At 60.7% G+C, this 407-nt stretch carries 1 protein-coding gene; it reads left to right on the top strand.

Features of this window, described 5'->3' with window-relative positions:
* On the top strand, window positions 1–407 hold a 407-nt coding region (locus DUK53_RS17305; protein ID WP_483306211.1), incomplete at both ends, for a hypothetical protein.

Genomic DNA, 407 nt, shown 5'->3' with positions numbered 1-407 from the left:
GTATACCGGGTTATTCGCCGGTTTGCTGACGCGGATCTGGCCACGGACCACTTGGTGGCGGCTGGCCATTGCCGCTCCGGCTCTATGGCAACTGACCGAGTTCCTGCGCGGTTGGGTGCTGACCGGTTTCCCCTGGTTGCAATTTGGTTATACCCAGATCGATGGTCCGCTGAAAGGCATTGCGCCATTGCTCGGCGTGGACGCGATCACGCTGATGCTGATGTCCCTCAGCGGCCTGCTGGTATTTGCCCTCAACCAGCGGCGCATCACCCCGGCGGTCATTGCTATCGCCATGCTGTTACTGCCGTGGCCGCTGCGCCAGATCCACTGGTTTACGCCGCAGCCGGATAAAGCGGTGAACGTCGCCATGGTGCAGGGCAATATCGAGCAGTCGATGAAGTGGGATC

It is taken from the genome of Listeria sp. SHR_NRA_18 (assembly GCF_003856515.1).
In the GTDB taxonomy this organism is placed as follows: domain Bacteria; phylum Bacillota; class Bacilli; order Lactobacillales; family Listeriaceae; genus Listeria_A; species Listeria_A newyorkensis.
The sequence above is the reverse complement of the archived record's forward strand: the minus strand, read 5'-3'. Positions and strand labels throughout refer to the sequence as shown.